21 protein-coding genes are annotated in these 14455 nt (G+C 45.8%); 1 reads left to right on the top strand and 20 read right to left on the bottom strand.

Annotation, left to right across the window (positions count from 1 at the left end; all coding sequences use genetic code 11):
- Positions 1-2 precede the first annotated feature (2 nt).
- The 18 genes from rplE to rpsL form a co-directional block, all read right to left on the bottom strand.
- Entirely contained in the window at positions 3-542 is a 540-nt protein-coding gene (gene rplE, locus EL216_RS08190) for a 50S ribosomal protein L5 (RefSeq protein ID WP_085390833.1), read from the bottom strand.
- A gap of 9 nt (positions 543-551) precedes the next feature.
- The gene (gene rplX / locus EL216_RS08185; protein WP_085390832.1) at positions 552-875 is read right to left on the bottom strand and encodes a 50S ribosomal protein L24; all 324 of its coding nucleotides are present in this window, start codon (positions 873-875) and stop codon (positions 552-554) included.
- 13 nt (positions 876-888) lie between these two features.
- Positions 889-1257 carry a 50S ribosomal protein L14 gene (gene rplN / locus EL216_RS08180; RefSeq protein WP_002215434.1) on the bottom strand — a complete coding sequence of 123 codons (369 nt, stop codon included), beginning with the start codon at positions 1255-1257 and terminating at the stop codon, positions 889-891.
- Between the two features lie 237 nt (positions 1258-1494).
- Positions 1495-1758 carry a 30S ribosomal protein S17 gene (gene rpsQ, locus EL216_RS08175; protein WP_085390831.1) on the bottom strand — a complete coding sequence of 88 codons (264 nt, stop codon included), beginning with the start codon at positions 1756-1758 and terminating at the stop codon, positions 1495-1497.
- The gene (rpmC, locus tag EL216_RS08170; RefSeq protein ID WP_085390830.1) at positions 1758-1949 is read right to left on the bottom strand and encodes a 50S ribosomal protein L29; all 192 of its coding nucleotides are present in this window, start codon (positions 1947-1949) and stop codon (positions 1758-1760) included. Before rpmC ends, rpsQ begins: the two co-directional genes overlap by 1 nt.
- Positions 1949-2365, bottom strand: coding sequence for a 50S ribosomal protein L16 (gene rplP / locus EL216_RS08165; RefSeq protein WP_085390829.1), 417 nt, complete (start codon positions 2363-2365; stop codon positions 1949-1951). Before rplP ends, rpmC begins: the two co-directional genes overlap by 1 nt.
- Complete coding sequence (rpsC, locus tag EL216_RS08160; protein ID WP_085390828.1) at positions 2349-3050, bottom strand: 30S ribosomal protein S3; 702 nt, start codon at positions 3048-3050, stop codon at positions 2349-2351. The genes rplP and rpsC overlap by 17 nt, the downstream gene beginning before the upstream one ends.
- Before the next feature lie 9 nt (positions 3051-3059).
- Positions 3060-3389 (bottom strand): 50S ribosomal protein L22, encoded by a 330-nt coding sequence (gene rplV, locus EL216_RS08155; protein ID WP_085390827.1) that lies wholly within the window; start codon positions 3387-3389, stop codon positions 3060-3062.
- Between the two features lie 8 nt (positions 3390-3397).
- A complete protein-coding gene (gene rpsS / locus EL216_RS08150) occupies positions 3398-3676 on the bottom strand; it encodes a 30S ribosomal protein S19 (RefSeq protein WP_085390826.1) in 279 nt (92 codons plus the stop codon).
- A 5-nt stretch (positions 3677-3681) separates the two neighbouring features.
- Positions 3682-4515 (bottom strand): 50S ribosomal protein L2, encoded by an 834-nt coding sequence (gene rplB, locus EL216_RS08145; protein WP_085390825.1) that lies wholly within the window; start codon positions 4513-4515, stop codon positions 3682-3684.
- Positions 4516-4520: 5 nt separating this feature from the next.
- Positions 4521-4835, bottom strand: coding sequence for a 50S ribosomal protein L23 (gene rplW / locus EL216_RS08140; RefSeq protein ID WP_197697455.1), 315 nt, complete (start codon positions 4833-4835; stop codon positions 4521-4523).
- Complete coding sequence (rplD, locus tag EL216_RS08135) at positions 4832-5452, bottom strand: 50S ribosomal protein L4 (RefSeq protein ID WP_085390824.1); 621 nt, start codon at positions 5450-5452, stop codon at positions 4832-4834. The genes rplW and rplD overlap by 4 nt, the downstream gene beginning before the upstream one ends.
- Complete coding sequence (rplC, locus tag EL216_RS08130; RefSeq protein WP_085390823.1) at positions 5452-6096, bottom strand: 50S ribosomal protein L3; 645 nt, start codon at positions 6094-6096, stop codon at positions 5452-5454. Before rplC ends, rplD begins: the two co-directional genes overlap by 1 nt.
- Positions 6097-6239: 143 nt before the next feature.
- Positions 6240-6551, bottom strand: a complete 312-nt coding sequence (gene rpsJ / locus EL216_RS08125; RefSeq protein WP_002642322.1) for a 30S ribosomal protein S10 — start codon at positions 6549-6551, stop codon at positions 6240-6242.
- 34 nt (positions 6552-6585) lie between these two features.
- Complete coding sequence (tuf, locus tag EL216_RS08120; protein ID WP_085390775.1) at positions 6586-7770, bottom strand: elongation factor Tu; 1185 nt, start codon at positions 7768-7770, stop codon at positions 6586-6588.
- 84 nt (positions 7771-7854) lie between these two features.
- Complete coding sequence (gene fusA / locus EL216_RS08115; protein ID WP_085390822.1) at positions 7855-9957, bottom strand: elongation factor G; 2103 nt, start codon at positions 9955-9957, stop codon at positions 7855-7857.
- A 24-nt stretch (positions 9958-9981) separates the two neighbouring features.
- Entirely contained in the window at positions 9982-10452 is a 471-nt protein-coding gene (gene rpsG / locus EL216_RS08110) for a 30S ribosomal protein S7 (RefSeq protein WP_085390821.1), read from the bottom strand.
- A 111-nt stretch (positions 10453-10563) separates the two neighbouring features.
- Positions 10564-10935: a 30S ribosomal protein S12 gene (gene rpsL, locus EL216_RS08105; protein WP_002218431.1), complete on the bottom strand. Its 372-nt coding sequence runs from the start codon at positions 10933-10935 to the stop codon at positions 10564-10566.
- Positions 10936-11346: 411 nt separating this feature from the next.
- On the opposite strand from rpsL, the gene EL216_RS08100 reads away from it, so the two are divergent.
- The gene (locus EL216_RS08100; RefSeq protein WP_085390820.1) at positions 11347-12204 is read left to right on the top strand and encodes a GNAT family N-acetyltransferase; all 858 of its coding nucleotides are present in this window, start codon (positions 11347-11349) and stop codon (positions 12202-12204) included.
- 218 nt (positions 12205-12422) lie between these two features.
- Here EL216_RS08100 and oppF read toward each other — a convergent pair whose 3' ends face one another.
- On the bottom strand, positions 12423-13412 hold the full coding sequence (gene oppF / locus EL216_RS08095) for a murein tripeptide/oligopeptide ABC transporter ATP binding protein OppF (protein ID WP_085390819.1): 990 nt from the start codon (positions 13410-13412) through the stop codon (positions 12423-12425).
- Positions 13409-14395 (bottom strand): oligopeptide ABC transporter ATP-binding protein OppD, encoded by a 987-nt coding sequence (gene oppD / locus EL216_RS08090; RefSeq protein ID WP_004286177.1) that lies wholly within the window; start codon positions 14393-14395, stop codon positions 13409-13411. The genes oppF and oppD overlap by 4 nt, the downstream gene beginning before the upstream one ends.
- Positions 14396-14455: the final 60 nt, after the last annotated feature.

The following is a 14455-nucleotide window of genomic DNA, read 5'->3' as shown; positions in this document are numbered from 1 at the left end:
GATTATCCTTTAAACGGAAATTTGAACAATGATAATAATGCTTTTGCTTCTTCATCTGTTTTAGCAGTAGTAGTGATCGTAATATTTAAACCACGCAAAATGTCAATTTTATCATATTCAATTTCTGGAAAAATTATTTGTTCGCGAACGCCCATATTGTAATTACCACGACCATCAAATGATTTACCACTTACACCACGAAAATCACGAACTCGAGGCAACGCAATAGTAACCAATCTATCCAAAAATTCGAACATTTGATTGCGACGTAAAGTCACTTTACAACCTACTGGATAGTTATCACGAATTTTAAAACCTGCAATCGATTTACGAGCCACTGTTACAACAGGTTTTTGACCTGCAATTTTTTCCAAATCTGCAACTGCATGCTCCATTACTTTTTTATCAGCAACAGCCTCACCAACACCCATATTCAAGGTAATTTTTTCAATCCGAGGCACTTCCATAATTGACTTATAACCAAACTGTTTCATTAACTCAGGAACCACAGTATCGTTATAAAACTGTCTCAAACGAGCCATACTACCTCCCTATACACCAATAACAGAGCCGTTAGATTTAAAAAAGCGAACACGTTTTACTTTGCCTTCACTTTCTACCAACTTAATACCCACACGGTCTGCTTTATTTGTTTCAGGATTAAGAATAGCCACATTTGAAATAGCCAAAGGCATATTTTTTACAATGATACCACCCTCAACACCACGCAAAGGATTAGGTTTTTGATGGCGTTTTACAGTATTCACGCCTTCTACGATAACCTTATCACCCAAAACTCTTAAAATCTGACCCTGCTTACCCTTATCTTTACCGGCAATAACTACTACTTGATCGCCTTTAATAATTTTGTTCATCGCCGTTATATCCTTATAAAACCTCAGGTGCTAATGAAACAATCTTCATAAAGCGCTCTGTACGCAACTCACGAGTAACCGGACCAAAAATACGAGTCCCCAAAGGTTCAAGTTTGTTATTTAATAACACTGCCGCATTATTATCAAACTTAATCAATGCACCATCAGGCCGACGAACACCTTTAGCGGTACGCACCACAACAGCGTTATATACATCGCCTTTTTTTACACGACCACGAGGAGCCGCATCTTTAACTGCAACTTTAATAATGTCGCCAACCGAAGCATAGCGACGCTTAGATCCGCCTAAAACTTTGATACACATCACACGACGGGCACCAGAGTTATCAGCCACATCTAAGATGGTCTGCATCTGAATCATGTTATTACCTTTAAATAAACCAACTTAATTTACCCTTTTCAGAGATGACCTACAATAATTTTCAATTATTGCAAACCAATTCTGAAACCTACAATAAGGTTCTAGCAAACCAGTCTTGGATCCCGAAGGGAAGAAACTTTCAAAGAGAAATTGAAAGATAAGAAACGAAGTTTACATGCAAATCCTCTTTGCTGCAAGACTTCGTTTCTTTAATAAGCAACTATACTGTACCAAAATTTAAACAGTACGTGCTTTTTCCACCAACTCTCTTACTACCCAAGATTTGGTTTTTGACAATGGCCGAGTTTCTGCGATAACTACCACATCACCAGCACCATATTGATTTTGCTCATCATGAGCATGGATTTTAGTCGAACGACGGATGATTTTACCATAAAGCGGATGTTTAACTTTGCGTTCTACTAAAACAGTTACTGTTTTATCCATTTTGTCGCCAATAACTTTGCCTTGCAAAGTACGAACATTTTTTACTTCGCTCATTACTTGGCACCCTTTTCAGTTAGAATGGTCTTAATACGAGCAATATCACGACGTACACGTTTCAACTCGCTAGATTTACCTAATTGACCAGTAGCATTTTGCATGCGTAGGCCAAATTGAGTTTTCAACAAATTAAGCAAATCTGCATTTAATTGCTCAATAGATTTGTCTTTTAATTCATTCGCTTTCATTATTGACCTACCTGTCTTACTACAAATACCGTGGGAATAGGCAGTTTAGCAGATGCAAGTTCAAATGCTTCACGAGCCAAAGTCTCAGGAACTCCATCCATTTCATACAACATTTTACCCGGTTGAATTTCGGCAACGTAGTATTCAGGAGAACCCTTACCGCCACCCATACGAACTTCTGCAGGCTTAGATGTAATCGGTTTATCAGGGAATACTCGAATCCAAATGCGGCCACCACGTTTAATATGACGAGTCATTGTACGACGTGCTGCTTCAATTTGACGCGCTGTCAAGCGACCACGACCAACGGCTTTTAGCCCAAACTCACCAAAACTAACTTTATTGCCACGTGTAGCAATTCCTGTATTACGTCCTTTGTGCTGTTTACGGTATTTAAGTCTAGTTGGCTGCAGCATGACGACCACCTGCCTTTCTCTGTTTCTTTTCTTGTTCGGATTTTACTTGTGAAGTTTTTTCATTTCCCTCACCTGTGTAAACCCAAACTTTCAGACCTAAAACACCATAAGTTGTATGTGCCTCACTAGTAGCATAATCAACATTAGCACGCAATGTATGCAGGGGAACACGGCCCTCACGATACCATTCACTACGAGCAATATCAGCACCATTCAAACGACCTGAAGTCATGATTTTGATACCTTTTGCACCAACACGCATCGCATTTTGCATTGCACGTTTCATAGCGCGGCGGAACATAACGCGTTTTTCCAACTGAGATGCAATGCCATCAGCAATAATTTGCGCATCCAGCTCAGGCTTACGAATTTCTTCAATATTAACATGAACAGGAACCCCCATCAGAGCTTGCAAGTCACGTTTTAATATTTCGATATCTTCTCCTTTTTTACCAATCACAACCCCTGGTCGAGCCGAGTGAATGGTAATGCGCGCAGATTTGGCAGGGCGTTCTATAACCACTCGACCTACAGAAGCATTTGCCAACCGTTTACGCAAATAGTTACGAACATCAATATCTTGTTTCAATACAGTCGAAAATTCGTTGCTTTTAGCAAACCATTTTGAAGACCAGTCTTTAGTTACCGCCAAGCGAAAGCCGGTAGGATTAATTTTTTGTCCCATAGCTTTTCCTTAATTACCTACTGTCACATTAATGTGGCAAGTTTGTTTTTCAATGCGGTTACCACGACCTTTGGCACGAGCTTGAAAACGCTTCAAACTTGGACCTTTGTCAACAAAAATGGTCACCACTTTCAACTCGTCAATATCAGCACCTTCGTTATGCTCTGCATTTGCTATTGCAGATTCCAGCACTTTCTTAACAAGCTCAGCGCCTTTTTTAGGGCTAAATGCCAAGATATTCAAAGCTTGGGCAACGCCTTTACCACGAATCAAATCTGCCACTAAGCGAGCCTTTTGTGCAGAGATACGGGCATTTTTATGTTGTGCACTTACTCTCATGATTCACCTTATTTCTTTTTAGCCTTTTTATCAGCCAAATGGCCTTTAAAGGTACGGGTCAATGAGAACTCACCCAATTTATGACCAACCATATTATCACTGATAAAAACAGGAACATGAGTACGTCCATTATGAACAGCGATGGTTAAACCGATAAAATCAGGCAAAATAGTAGAACGACGCGACCAAGTTTTAATCGGACGCTTATCATTACTTGCACGAGCCACATCTACTTTTTTCAGCAAATGCAGGTCTACATATGGACCTTTTTTTAATGAACGAGCCATATTAATTAACCTTTATTTGAGTAACGGCGGCGAACAATCATATTGTCCGTGCGTTTATTGTTACGAGTACGGTAGCCTTTAGAAGGTGTACCCCATGGGCTAACAGGTTCGCGAGCTTCACCAGTACGTCCTTCACCACCACCATGCGGGTGATCTACAGGATTCATTACAACACCTCGAACAGTCGGGCGAATACCACGCCAGCGGTTTGCACCAGCCTTACCAATTTTCTTCAGACTTTGCTCTTCATTACCAACTTCACCAATGGTGGCACGACAGTCAACATGAATCTTACGAACTTCACCTGAGCGTAAACGCACTTGGGCGTAGATTCCTTCTTTAGCCAACAATACCGCAGATGCACCGGCAGAACGGGCAATTTGAGCACCCTTGCCAGGCTTCATCTCAATGCAATGAATCGTAGTACCAACAGGAATATTACGAATCGGAAGAGTATTACCTACTTTAATTGCAGATTCAGCTCCGGAAACCAATACCGTACCGGCTTTAATACCACGCGGAGCAATGATGTAACGGCGTTCACCATCCGCGTAGCATAACAACGCGATATGCGCAGTACGGTTTGGATCGTATTCGATGCGCTCTACTTTAGCAGGGATACCGTCTTTATTACGTTTGAAGTCTACGATACGATAATGATGTTTATGCCCACCGCCTTTGTGACGGGTAGTAATATGACCATTATTATTGCGACCAGCAGTAGAATTTTTCTTTTCCAGCAGTGCAGTGTACGGAGCACCTTTATGCAAACCTTCAGTGGTTACACGAACCATGCCGCGGCGACCAGCAGAGGTTGGCTTCATTTTTACAATAGCCATGTCACTTATTCCTTATCTGCAGCTGCAGCAGCGGCTTCCAAATCTAATTCTTGCCCGGCAGCCAAGCTTACATAAGCTTTTTTAACATCACTGCGGCGACCGATGGTACGACCGAAACGTTTGGTTTTACCTTTAGTGGTAACAGTAGTTACAGAAGCAACTTCTACACCAAACAAAAACTCCACAGCAGCCTTAATTTCCTGTTTAGTTGCATTAGGCAATACTTTAAAAGTCATCTGATTGCGTTTTTCTGCCAACAGATTACTTTTCTCAGAGACAACAGGAGCCAAAATCACTTGTGTTAAACGTTGTTGATTCATACCCATTGCTCCTCTAACTGCGCTACCGCTTCTTTAGTGATGACTACTTTTTTATAACGCAGCAAGCTATATGGATCAATTTGCTGAGCTTCCAAAACTAGCACATTAGGCAGGTTGCGCGAAGCCAAATAAACATTTTCATCTAACTGCTTAGTTACAAACAAAACTTGTTCCAGACCCAAATTTTTCACTTGTTCAGCAAATTCTTTGGTCTTAGGCGTTTGTGCGTTAAGCGTCTCAATAACAAACAAACGTTCGTCACGAACCAACTGAGACAAAATGGTTGCCATGCCGGCACGGTACATTTTGCGGTTTACTTTTTGAGTAAAGTTCTCATCTGGTTTATTAGGGAACGCGCGACCACCCTTTCTCCACAGCGGAGAAGAAGTCATACCTGAACGGGCACGGCCTGTACCTTTTTGACGCCATGGTTTTTTAGTTGAGTGATTAACTTCTGAACGTGTTTTTTGAGCACGATTGCCTGAACGGGCATTCGCCAAAAATGCAGTAACCAGCTGATGAACCAAAGATTCATTGTATTCACGGGCAAACAATGCATCAGAAGCAGCCAAGCTGCCTGAAACCTGCCCTTTAGCATCAATTACTTTTAATTCCATTACGCACCTACTTTCACGCTAGGACGCACCACAACATCACTGTTTACCGCACCGGGAACAGCACCCTTAACCAGCAGCAGCTGACGCTCAACGTCTACACGCACCACTTCTAAGTTTTGAACAGTAGATTTGGTGTTGCCATATTGACCAGCCATGCGTTTACCAGGAAATACGCGACCAGGATCTTGAGCCATACCGATAGAACCGGGAACACGGTGTGAACGCGAGTTACCATGAGAAGTACGTTGCGCACCAAAATTGTGGCGTTTAATCGTACCAGAGAAACCTTTACCTTTTGAGGTACCGGTTACATCTACCAACTGACCAGCTTCAAACATATCAACAACGATTTGATCGCCAGCTTTCAGTTCGCTCAGCTTTTCTTCAGTTAAAGCAAATTCAATCAAACCACGACCGGCCTCAACACCTGCTTTCGCAAAGTGCCCAGCTTCGGCTTTATTAATGCGATTTGCTTTTTTCTGACCAAAGGTAACCTGTACTGCTGTATAGCCGTCGGTATCTTTGGATTTCACTTGAGTGACGCGATTAGCAGACATATCCAACACAGTTACCGGAACAGAAGCACCCTGCTCGTTAAACACGCGTGTCATGCCAACTTTGCGCCCAACCAGACCTAAAGTCATGATTTTTTCCTTATGAACAAAGGGGCTGATTACGATTGATCAGCCATTAATTACACAAAAATGGACTTGGCAAAATTGCCAAGTCCATTACTATACAATATTTTTCCAAATTAAATCAAGAAAATCTTTTAATCTGGCGTAAATTATTGTACTTTAATTTCAACATCAACGCCTGCAGGCAAATCTAATTTCATGAGTGCATCAGTTGTTTTATCTGTCCAATCCACGATATCCATCAAGCGAAGATGTGTACGGATTTCCAACTGCTCACGTGAAGTTTTATTTACATGAGGAGAACGAAGAATATTGAAACGCTCAATTTTAGTAGGCAACGGAATTGGACCTTTTACGACAGCTCCTGTACGCTTTGCCGTTTCTACGATTTCCTGTGCAGAACGGTCAATCAGGCTGTAGTCATATGCTTTCAAGCGAATGCGGATTTTTTGATTAGCCATTTATTTAAGTATCCTTCTATTAAGACCATTAAGATTAAGCGATAACAGAAGACACCACACCGGCACCTACCGTACGACCACCTTCACGAATCGCAAAACGCAGACCTTCTTCCATCGCAATCGGCGCAATCAATTCAACAGTAATCGCCACGTTCTCACCAGGCATTACCATTTCAACTCCCTCTTCCAGTGTAACCGCACCAGTAACGTCAGTTGTACGGAAGTAGAATTGAGGACGGTAGTTTGCAAAGAACGGTGTATGACGACCACCTTCTTCTTTACTCAACACATACACTTCAGCTTTAAATTTAGTGTGCGGAGTGATGGTACCGGGTTTTGCCAATACTTGACCACGCTCAACTTCTTCGCGCTTAGTACCGCGCAGCAGTACGCCCACGTTATCACCTGCTTGGCCTTCGTCCAGCAGTTTGCGGAACATTTCCACACCGGTACAAGTGGTTTTTTGAGTATCTTTCAAACCAACGATTTCAATCTCGTCACCTACATGAATGATACCGCGCTCTACACGACCGGTAACTACCGTACCACGCCCAGAAATCGAGAATACGTCTTCAATCGGCAACAGGAACGGTTTGTCTACTGCACGCTCAGGAGTCGGAATGTAGCTGTCCAATGCATCAGCCAATTCGAAGATTTTTTCTTCGTAAGCAGCATCGCCTTCCAACGCTTTCAATGCAGAACCTTGTACGATCGGGCAATCGTCACCGGGGAAATCGTAGCTTGACAGCAAGTCACGAATTTCCATCTCAACCAATTCCAGCAACTCAGCATCATCAACCATATCACATTTGTTCATGAATACGATGATATAAGGTACACCTACTTGGCGGGCCAACAGAATATGCTCGCGGGTTTGCGGCATAGGACCGTCTGCAGCCGAACATACCAGAATAGCACCATCCATTTGGGCGGCACCGGTAATCATGTTTTTAACGTAGTCGGCGTGCCCCGGACAGTCTACGTGAGCGTAGTGGCGGGTTGCCGTTTCGTACTCTACATGCGAGGTGTTAATGGTAATACCACGGGCTTTTTCTTCCGGGGCATTGTCAATTTGGTCGTAAGCTTTGGCCGCACCACCGAATTTTTTTGACAAAATTGTTGTCAGTGCAGCTGTCAAAGTGGTTTTACCATGGTCAACGTGACCAATGGTGCCAACGTTTACGTGCGGCTTGCTCCGCTCGAATTTCTCTTTAGCCATGAGCTAATTCCTTTATAAAGAACACAATTAAGTAAAGAACATCAACGGAGGCCATCTGAATCTTTCAGACGGCCTGATCATACATTAGCCTTTACGGGCCTCTGTTACTTGTGCAGCTATATGCGCAGGAGCTTCAGCATATTGCTTGAATTCCATTGAGTAAGTTGCACGACCTTGGGTGGCAGAACGTAAGTCAGTAGAGTAACCAAACATCTCTGCCAAAGGTACTTCGGCGCGAATCTTCTTACCGCCAATACCGTCATCATCCATACCCTGAACAATGCCGCGACGACGATTCAAATCACCCATCACATCGCCCATGTACTCTTCTGGAGTTTCTACCTCTACAGCCATCATCGGCTCAAGCAGAACCGGAGAGGCTTTTTTCATACCTTCTTTGAAAGCCATAGAAGCTGCCAATTCAAAGGCGATTTGCGAAGAGTCAACATCATGGTATGAACCGAAAATCAAACGAACACGCACATCCACAACAGGGTAACCTGCAACAATACCATTTGCCAATGTATCGCGAATACCTTTATCACAAGACGGGATAAATTCACGTGGAATCACACCACCTTTAATCTCATCGATAAACTCGTAGCCTTCACCACCCGGTTCCATCGGCTCCATTTTAATGACAACGTGGCCATACTGACCCTTACCGCCAGATTGTTTAACGTGTTTGGCTTCAGCTTCGACTTCTTTACGGATGGTTTCACGATAAGCCACTTGAGGTGCGCCTACGTTTGCATCCACTCCGAATTCACGCTTCATACGGTCTACAATAATTTCCAAGTGCAGCTCACCCATACCGGAAATAATTGTTTGGCCTGATTCTTCATCAGTACGCACTCGGAAAGAGGGGTCTTCTTTTGCCAAACGGTTCAAAGCAATACCCATTTTTTCTTGGTCTGCTTTAGTTTTGGGCTCGACAGCAACGTGAATAACCGGTTCGGGGAACTCCATGCGCTCCAAAATAATCGGAGCATCTTCTGAACACAAAGTTTCACCGGTAGTTACATCTTTCAGACCGATAGCCGCAGCAATATCACCCGCACGCACTTCCTCGATTTCAGTTCGGTCGGCAGCAGTCATTTGCACCAAACGACCAATACGTTCACGCGTACCTTTTACTGAGTTGATTACGGTATCACCAGATTTAACGACACCAGAATAAACACGGATGAAAGTAAGCTGACCTACATATTTGTCATTCAACATTTTGAATGCCAATGCAGAAAACTTCGCTTCATCGCTGGCTTCACGGCTGGCTTTTTCGCCATTAGGTGTTTCACCTTGCACAGGAGGAATATCTACCGGAGATGGCAACAATTCCACTACGGCATCCAACATACGTTGAACACCCTTGTTTTTGAAAGCGGATCCACACAACATTGGCTGAATTTCACCTGCCAACGTGCGCTGACGTAAACCGGCAATAATCTCTTCTTCAGTCAGCTCTTCACCGCCCAAATATTTATCCATCAGCTCTTCGCTAGCTTCCGCAGCGGCCTCAATCATGTTTTGACGCCATTCTTCAGCAGTAGCAAGCAAATCAGCAGGGATTTCACCGTATTCAAATTTGGTACCTTGAGAAGCATCATCCCAAATGATTGATTTCATTTTGAACAAATCAATCACACCACTGAAGCTATCTTCTGCACCGACCGGAATAACAATAGGCACAGGATTGGCACGCAGGCGGGTTTTCATCTGCTCAACTACACGGAAGAAATTTGCACCTTGACGGTCCATTTTATTCACAAAAGCCAAGCGCGGAACTTGGTATTTGTTAGCTTGACGCCATACGGTTTCAGACTGAGGCTGAACACCGCCTACTGCACAGTAAACCATTACCGCACCATCCAACACACGCATAGAGCGCTCCACCTCTACGGTAAAGTCAACGTGCCCCGGGGTATCAATAATGTTGAAACGGTGTTCTTTAAACTGACCGCCCATACCTTTCCAGTAAGAAGTTACGGCAGCAGAAGTAATGGTAATACCGCGTTCTTGTTCTTGCTCCATGTAGTCGGTAGTTGCCGCACCATCATGCACTTCACCAAGTTTGTGGGTCAAACCGGTATAGAACAAAATACGTTCGGTCGTAGTTGTTTTACCTGCATCGATATGGGCTGAAATACCGATATTGCGATACAGTTGAATAGGAGTTTTACGAGCCATTTTGGTCGCCTTTCTAAATCTGGATTAGAAGCGGAAGTGAGAGAATGCTTTGTTGGCTTCGGCCATGCGGTGTACTTCTTCGCGTTTCTTCATTGCACCGCCGCGACCTTCGGCTGCATCGATCAATTCACCCGCCAAACGCAAATCCATTGATTTCTCACCGCGTTTACGGGCAGCATCACGCACCCAGCGCATTGCCAAAGCCAAACGGCGTGAAGGACGAACCTCAACAGGAACTTGGTAGTTGGCACCACCGACACGGCGGCTTTTCACTTCCACGATGGGTTTGGCGTTAGCAATGGCTTCGTTGAATACTTCGATAGCTGCTTTACCGGTTTTTTTCTCGATTTGCTCAAGTGCACCGTAAACAATGCGCTCGGCTACTGATTTTTTACCGTCAACCATCAAAACATTCATGAATTTAGACAACTCAACGCTACCGAATTTCGGATCCGGCAATACGTCGCGCTTGGGGACTTCTCTACGTCTTGGCATTTTAATTCCTTAATATCTATTCAGTTGGGCATTTCCCATGAATATCCAAAAAGATATTCACTTACTCGACAGCTTATTCGGCTGCCTACGTGCCTAATCAATCCTAATAAATTACTTAGGACGTTTTGCACCGTATTTAGAACGGGCTTGTTTACGGTCTTTAACACCTGCGGTATCCAAAGAACCGCGAACAGTGTGGTAACGCACACCCGGCAAGTCTTTTACACGACCGCCGCGGATCAGCACCACGCTGTGCTCTTGCAGGTTGTGGCCTTCACCACCAATGTATGAAATGACTTCAAAACCGTTGGTCAGGCGTACTTTACATACTTTACGCAATGCAGAGTTCGGTTTTTTCGGAGTAGTAGTGTACACACGGGTGCACACGCCGCGTTTTTGCGGGCACGCTTCCAACGCGGGTACTTTATTAACGTACACGGGCTTTTGACGGCCTTTGCGTACTAATTGGTTAATAGTTGGCATATTTTCTCGTCCTGTTGAGTGAAATACTTGCCGACACCATGTCGACAAGAGCGGAATTATAGTTTTCATGCAACTATCCAGTCAAGCCGAGAATATAAAAAACCGTTTTGTGTGCGGCATTTATGTTTCTTCATATTGCTTATTAAACCGGGTAGAAGGCCGTCTGAAAACTGAAACCGGATTTCATTGAAGTAAGTTCTGCCAACTATCAATTTTCGGCTACATTACAGCCCAATTACAATAAAGTTCCCTGATAAACGCTATAAAATGCCGATTATTTGACCAACATGAAAGAAAACAACATTTATACAAATTGTTATATTACAGTCTTTGGGGCTGGTGGGGCTGTCAGGTATAATCCTGATTTTATTAGCTCTGTTGCGAGCACAGCCATTGTTCAGAAAGCGGCCTATGTTAGTTTGCAATCCTTATGAAATCGTGATTCATGGCACAACCAGTAAAGGCAAAATTTTCCGCCCGAGCGATTGGGCGGAGCGTTTGTGCGGCATTTTGTCTTCTTTCGACAAAGGGAACCGGCTTTCCTACCATCAATGGGTGCGTCCTATTTTGGTGGATAAAGTGCGCTGTGTGGCGGTTGATAAGAAACTTGAAGAAATCAACCCGTCGATGTTCCGTTTTTTGATGGATTTTGCTGCCGATAACGATCTGCGTGTGATGGACTGCAAATCACTGTTGGATGAGCGCAGCAACCAAGACAGCACGCCCGAGGCAACTTTGCAGGAACGTGTTTTGCTGGCAAAAGCCATCGAAGAAAAACAGGCGGCGGAGCAGCGTTCCCGGGTTGAAGCGGCCGATATGATTGAAAGCGTGTTACGGGAAATCGGTGCGGACGAAACGGCCACTGCTTTTGCAGCTTTAAGTGTATTGCGCCCTACTATTACTGATGTCAGCCGTTTTGTTGAACAGGTAAACACACTTCAACGCAATCAAGGATACCGGTTGTTGGGTGTCTTTGAAGAAGGCAAAGCCAATGCCGTGGCTGTATGCGGCTTTCGGGAAGAAGTCAATTTGGCCAGCGGCCGCCATATCCACATCGACGATATCGTAACCATTCCGCAAGCCCGCAACAGAGGTTATGCCGAGCGGCTGCTTGCCGAGGTACAAAAAATTTCAAAAGCAGCCGGCATCCGCCAAATTCATATCGATGCTAATGTAGGCTGCGAACGCACACCTGCCCACCGCCTGTATTTTAAAAACGGCTTTGAAATCGGTGCACATCATTTTGTAAGGAAATTCGAACCATTCTGAGTTTGGTAGAATCGTAATATTAGGAGGCCGTCTGAAAAGTTTTCAGACGGCCTCTTGGCTTTTGCTCAAATAATCAGGCAGCGATTCCCTCTCAACCGCAAATGCAAAACAAAACGTAACAAGATGCAAGCATAGACATCACCTCACGTTAAACACCGCAAACAAACACTAACACCCAAACGCACGGCAAATAGTGATTTATCAAAAGCAATGACTCATCAATCTGTTACTACCGTTTGTAAACAAGCTACGGTATGGGTGGATGTGCCTTGCAGCACGGGTTTGGTTTCGGCGCAGCCGTTGTCGGCCTGCGGGCAGCGTGTGCGGAATACGCAGCCGCTGGGCGGGTTGATGGGGCTGGGCAGGTCGCCGGGCAGAAGTTGGATGACTTTGTTGCGCTCGGCTTCCGGGTCGGGCAGCGGTGCTGCAGACATTAGGGCGCGGGTGTAGGGGTGGGCGGGGCGGTCGTACACGGCTTGGTCGGTGCCGAGTTCGACGGCGTTGCCCAGATACATTACCAGCACGCGGTCGGAAATGTGTTTGACTACCGATAAATCGTGGGCGATGAAAATCAGCGTCAACCCCATTTCTTTCTGCACTTCTTTCAGCAGGTTGACGACTTGTGCCTGAATGGAAACGTCGAGTGCGGACACGGGTTCGTCGCAAATAATCAGCTTGGGCTTGAGTATCAGCGCGCGGGCGATGCCGATGCGTTGGCATTGGCCGCCTGAAAATTCGTGCGGGTAGCGGTTGATGAGGTTGGGCAGCAGGCCGACTTTGGCCATCATGTCTTTAACCTGTTGTTCGATTTCGGCTTTTTTGAGCTTGGGGTGAAAGGTTTTCAGCGGTTCGGCGATGATGTCGCCTACCGTCATGCGCGGGTTGAGCGAGGCCAACGGGTCTTGGAAAATCATTTGGATTTCGCGGCGTTTCAGGCGCATGGCGGCGGGGGAAAGGGCGGTTAAGTCTTCGCCCTGCCAGATGATGTTGCCGCTTTTGGCTTTGACGAGGCCGATGATGGCGCGGGCAAGAGTGGATTTGCCGCAGCCGGATTCGCCGACGACACCGAGAGTTTCGCCGGCTTGAAGGTCGAACGATACGCCGTTGACGGCTTTTAAGGTGGCGGGTTTTTGCCAAAACCAAGCGTTGTCGGCTTTAACGTCGAAGGTAACGTGTAAATCGCGTACGGATAATAGGGTTTCGCTCATGCCTGTGCTCCCTGTAAATATTCAGACGGCCTGTGGCAGGCGCGTTTGCGGTGGTCGTGCAGGATTTCTAATGCCGGTGCTTCGCGGCGGCAGATGTCTTCGACGTGCAGGCAGCGGTTTTGGAAGGGGCAGCCGGGCGGCAGGCTGGTGAGGTTGGGCGGGTTGCCGGGAATGGTGGACAGGATGTCGGCGGTTTCGTCCATGCGCGGCACGGCACCGAGCAGGCCGATGGTGTAGGGGTGGCTGGGGCGATAGAAGATGTCGTCCACTTTGCCGTATTCCATGGTGCGGCCGGCATACATCACCAACACTTGGTCGCAAATGCCGGCGACAACGCCTAAATCGTGGGTAATCATGATGATGGTGGTGCCGAAATCGCGTTTCAAATCATTGAGCAACGCCATGATTTGCGCCTGCACGGTAACGTCGAGCGCGGTGGTGGGTTCGTCGGCAATCAACAGTTTGGGGCGGCACAACAAGGCCATGGCAATCATCACGCGCTGGCGCATGCCGCCTGAAAATTCGTGCGGATACATGCCGATGCGCTTTTTGGCTTCGGGGATTTTCACGGCTTCGAGCATACGCACGGATTCGGCCCATGCTTCGCTTTTGCCCATGCCTTTGTGCAGGCGCAGCACTTCGCTAAGCTGGTCGCCCACGCGCATATAGGGGTTGAGCGAGGTCATTGGGTCTTGGAAAATCATGGCGATTTGCTCGGCGCGGATTTTATTCAACTCTTTAACGGGCAGGCCGAGGATTTCGCGGCCGTTAAACAGCGCCGAACCTGAGGTTTGGCCGTTTTTGGCCAGCAAGCCCATGATGGCGAAGGCGGTTTGCGATTTGCCGGAGCCGGATTCGCCGACGATGCCCAGCGTTTCGCCTTCGTGCAGATCGAAATTGAGTTTGTTGACCGCGGTAACGAGGCCGTCTTCGGTTTTGAAGCGGACTTCGAGGTCTTTTACTTGCAGTAAGGGTGTGCTCATTGTTTTTTCCTTTTCAGACGGCCTCAAGCATCAAGAGGCCGTCTGAAAATATTGATTTTT

Source organism: Neisseria animaloris (genome assembly GCF_900637855.1).
Taxonomy (GTDB): domain Bacteria; phylum Pseudomonadota; class Gammaproteobacteria; order Burkholderiales; family Neisseriaceae; genus Neisseria; species Neisseria animaloris.
This window is presented reverse-complemented; position numbering and strand designations above follow the sequence as displayed.